Origin of the sequence: uncultured Caballeronia sp. (assembly GCF_964243625.1) — a bacterium.
Classification (GTDB): Bacteria; Pseudomonadota; Gammaproteobacteria; order Burkholderiales; family Burkholderiaceae; genus Caballeronia.
Genome location: NZ_CAXTGZ010000566.1, coordinates 1 through 3,885, shown reverse-complemented (window position 1 = coordinate 3,885; position 3,885 = coordinate 1). Strand labels below are relative to the sequence as shown.

Below are 3,885 nucleotides of genomic sequence, written 5' to 3'. Positions count from 1 at the left end.
CAACTGGTTGATGATCTTGACCTTCGATCCTTTGCCGTGGGTGTCACCCAGCCTGTACACCTTGCCCGCAATTGCCGCGAGCACGTCTTCGCAGGCAGCGTACGCGGCAGCGGGGCCGGAGGTCATCATCGTCATCTCGCCTGAGGCGGCGCGTGCTGCGCCGCCCGACAGGGGCGCATCCAGCATCTGCAGACCGGCCGCTTCCACGCGTTTTCCAAGCTCGATTGCAAACGCGGGCGACACCGTTGCACATGCGAGCACCACGCCGCCGGGTTTCATCGATACAACCGCGCCCGGTTGCGCGTCTGTGCCGAACAACACGGTCTCGGTCTGCGCTGCGTTGACTACAACGGTGACCACGACTTCGCACTGGCTGCCCAGCTCCGCAGGCGTCGCGCAGGCAATGCCGCCTTCGCTTGCGAAGGCTTCGAGCACTTGAGTGCGGACATCGCATGCATGCACCTTGAAGCCTGCGCGCAGCAGCGAGCGCGCCACGCCCAGACCCATTGCACCCAAACCGATCACGCCTACGTTTCTGGACATTTCGTTATCCTTTCGATTGATGCGTCAGCAGATCCCGGCTTCCGCCAGGCGCCGAGCGGCGTTATATAGATGAGTCTGGGCGGCATTGCGCGCGGCCAGCGGATCGCGTGCGCGAATGGCGGCTGCAATGCGCGCGTGTTCCTCGCGCACTTGCCGAGAAAAATCTTCACGCAGCGCTTCATTGCGGCGCGTCACCAGCGTGCCCGCTTCAAGATATTGATTGAGGAAAGCGAGCGTGGTGAGGAAGTACGGATTGCCCGTGGCGCTCGCAATGGCGCGATGGAACTCAACATCCTCAGTGACGCCGTCGTCGCCTTGCTCAACGGCGACATCGATTTGCGCCAGCTTCGCTTCGATGACGTCCATTTGTTCGTCGGTCCGGCGCATGGCCGCCTCCGCCGCGACTTCGGCTTCGATAGCCCGGCGCAACGCCAGTATCTGCACGACCGCGCCTGGCTCCACGGCCTGCGCGTAATCGATGCGCAGTGGCCGAATCCCTGCCCGCTCGACGATAAACACGCCGCTGCCCTGCCGCGGTTCGACCATGCCCTCGTTCTTGAGGCGGGAAATCGCTTCCCGCACGACGGTCCGGCTGACGCCGAACTCCTGCGCCAGCACGGCTTCCGTCGGCAATTTGCCGGTGCTTGTGAAGCCGCCCTTTTCGATCTGCAGAAGGAGTTGTTGCGCGACGGAGTCGCTCAGCGCCCGCGCGGGAATCTTTTCGAACATGTATGCAGCATCGTTAATTTGTTGGGTGATGTGGTCATCATACAAATTTCCAACAAATTTAAGATACTGGCAATTACCCTGATCTGCCTGGCGCTGCGAGGACGGGTGCCTAACGAGCGAGTATTGAGCGCGAGGTGCTTGTCCGCACCCCGCGCAACTCAGTCGGCGCGTCGCTGACCCTAATTCTGAACCGCAGCCCCGTTCGCCGAACCGTTCGATACGCCGCCATAAGCGTGATCGGCGTTGAGCTTTGCCTCCGCGGCCTGGATATCCGCCGGGTAATTTATGTCGCTGCTTGCCGGGTTATACCCCGCCTGTTCGACCCGAACCAGATCGGCCCTGACCTGTGCCCGCGTTATAGGGGCGTTATCCGAGGTATCGGCCTGAGCAAAAGCGAAGGAAGGAATCGCGATGACAGCGGCGGCGATAGTTGCGCATATCGATGCTTTCATGATGGTTGCCTCTTGAGTGGTGGAACGTCAGTGCGGCACTGCTTTCTATGAGCGATGCCTGACTGTCATTTTGCGCACCCAACCGTGGCTCCAGGCTGACGCCAGGATTACAAGCGCGTCATGTTCGCCTCATGAGCGGTGCAAGCATCAGGCGGCGTTTAAAAAATCACGCCGCAAGCATTCGGGTCCCGCGCTCACCCAGGCTTGCCACCCTGAACACCCCGACCGCTTCACGCAGACTGTTGGCCTGATCGGCCATCGCTTGCGCCGCGGCGGTGGCCTGTTCGACGAGCGCCGCATTCTGCTGCGTGACCTCATCCATCTGGCTGACAGCAACGTTGACTTGTTCTATCCCGGTGCTCTGCTCCGACGAAGCCGCCGATATCTCGGCCATGATGTCCGTCACGTGTCTCACCGACGTCAGCAAATCGTTCATGCTGCGGCCTGCATCGGCGGCGAGACTCGATCCTGTATCCACGTGACCGAGCGATTCGCCGATCTGATCCTTCACTTGCTTTGCAGCGCTTGCGCAACGTTGCGCGAGCGTGCGCACCTCTCCTGCAACCACCGCAAAACCGCGGCCTTGTTCTCCTGCACGCGCCGCTTCCACCGCAGCGTTCAGCGCGAGGATATTGGTCTGGAACGCGATGCCTTCGATCAGCGTAATGATCTCGCCCACCTTCGATGAACTCGCGGAGATCTCCTGCATCTTGCTGACCACGCTCTCGACCACATGACCGCCGGCAGCCGCTGCATCCGACGCACTCTTGGCAAGCAGGTTGGCTTGTTTGGCGTTATCGGTATTCTGCTTGACCGTGGATGTCAGCTCTTCCATGCTCGACGCCGTCTCCTGCAACGACGCCGCCTGCTCTTCAGTGCGCTGCGACAAGTCCAGGTTGCCCTGCGCCATCTCGTTCGCGGCAACCGCGATCGAATCCGCCGATGTCTTGATGCCGCTGACAATGGCGCTCAACTGCGCGCGCATGGCTTCGAGCGATGCCATCAGGCTGCGGTCATCGTCACGACCGAGAACGACCGGCACGCTCAGGTTCCCGCCCGCGATCTCGCTTGCCACGCGCTGCGCTTCACCGGGTTCCGCGCCAAGTTGCTTCAGGATGCTTCGCGTGATGACCATCGCGGCCACCACGCCGATGATCAACGCAGCCAGCGCCGCCCCGAGCGTCACCACACGAAGGCGCGCGTAATCGGCTTGCGCACGGCTTGCGTCGTCGAACATGGTTTTCTTTTCCAGCTCGATCAGCGAGCGCAACGTCCCGCGCCATTCGATCTGCCTGGGACGCACTTCCTGGATCAGCGACTGGTTTGCCGACGCCTTGTCGTTCGACAAGATCTGCTGCGCCGTGCGCGCCATCAGCGGCATGGTGGTGGCTTCGTCGGACTTGAGCTTGGTCAGGAGCGTCTGCTCGGTGTCGCTGACATGTCCGCTGGATGCAAACGTCGCGGCGAGCGCACGCGCTGCGTCGTCATAGATGCCTTCTTCATGCCTGATCTTGTCGACGTTGGCCTTGACCTCTTTCTCGTCCTCGAACAGCAGCATGTCGCGGATCGCAATGGAACGCTGGTCCAGCGAAGAACGCATGGTCTGCGCAAGCGTCATTTCCTGAGTGCTGCGATCCACGATGTTCGTCAGCGTGTCGTTGATTCTCGACATTCCAAACAGCCCGACGAAAGCCACCACGCCGAGAAGCACCAGCAATGCACCAAAAGCCACCGAGAGGCGCGTCACAACTTTGAACTGATTCATCAACATGACCTTGTTATTTGAGTTTGAAAGGCGGGCAATACCAATGCGCATGGCAAAGCCAAAGCGAATCATTTGCAAGGCTTCCGAAATGACGATGCCTTAGCTTTCGATGCTGTAAGCCATCGCGATGACAACTGGTCGTGTCGTCTCTCTGTCATGACGCCGGTTTCGGCGCCACGGGACACAAGGGGAAATCGGCTCGCATCTTGGAAAACGCGCGCGCATCCCTCTATTTGATGGCCAGACCGTGCGGGAGAAAATTTCGGTCTAGCCCGGGCTCGAAGCAAGCGTCGCTTCGAAACTCCAAGGCTGATTAACGGCAAACGAGCGCCATTCTTTAACGCTGCGCCAGATTAAAAATTTTTCAGATCAAATGGAATAGGTGGGACATGACGG

General features: G+C 60.2%; 4 protein-coding genes. All 4 read right to left on the bottom strand.

Going from position 1 to position 3,885, the window contains the following annotated elements:
- On the bottom strand, nucleotides 1–543 hold a 543-nt coding region (locus ACFFAR_RS27160), incomplete at its 3' end, for an NAD(P)-dependent oxidoreductase (protein WP_375508816.1).
- A 24-nt stretch (nucleotides 544–567) separates the two neighbouring features.
- Nucleotides 568–1,272, bottom strand: a complete 705-nt coding sequence (locus ACFFAR_RS27155) for a FadR/GntR family transcriptional regulator (protein ID WP_062003424.1) — start codon at nucleotides 1,270–1,272, stop codon at nucleotides 568–570.
- A gap of 179 nt (nucleotides 1,273–1,451) precedes the next feature.
- The gene (locus ACFFAR_RS27150) at nucleotides 1,452–1,724 is read right to left on the bottom strand and encodes a DUF4148 domain-containing protein (protein WP_174364877.1); all 273 of its coding nucleotides are present in this window, start codon (nucleotides 1,722–1,724) and stop codon (nucleotides 1,452–1,454) included.
- A 166-nt stretch (nucleotides 1,725–1,890) separates the two neighbouring features.
- Complete coding sequence (locus ACFFAR_RS27145; RefSeq protein WP_174364876.1) at nucleotides 1,891–3,489, bottom strand: methyl-accepting chemotaxis protein; 1,599 nt, start codon at nucleotides 3,487–3,489, stop codon at nucleotides 1,891–1,893.
- Nucleotides 3,490–3,885: the final 396 nt, after the last annotated feature.

Bases quoted from the DNA above. Each gene is read 5' to 3' on its own strand.
- ACFFAR_RS27155 (WP_062003424.1), bottom strand. From the start codon at position 1,272: ATGTTCGAAAAGATTCCCGCGCGGGCGCTGAGCGACTCCGTCGCGCAA.
- ACFFAR_RS27150 (WP_174364877.1), bottom strand. From the start codon at position 1,724: ATGAAAGCATCGATATGCGCAACTATCGCCGCCGCTGTCATCGCGATT.
- ACFFAR_RS27145 (WP_174364876.1), bottom strand. From the start codon at position 3,489: ATGAATCAGTTCAAAGTTGTGACGCGCCTCTCGGTGGCTTTTGGTGCA.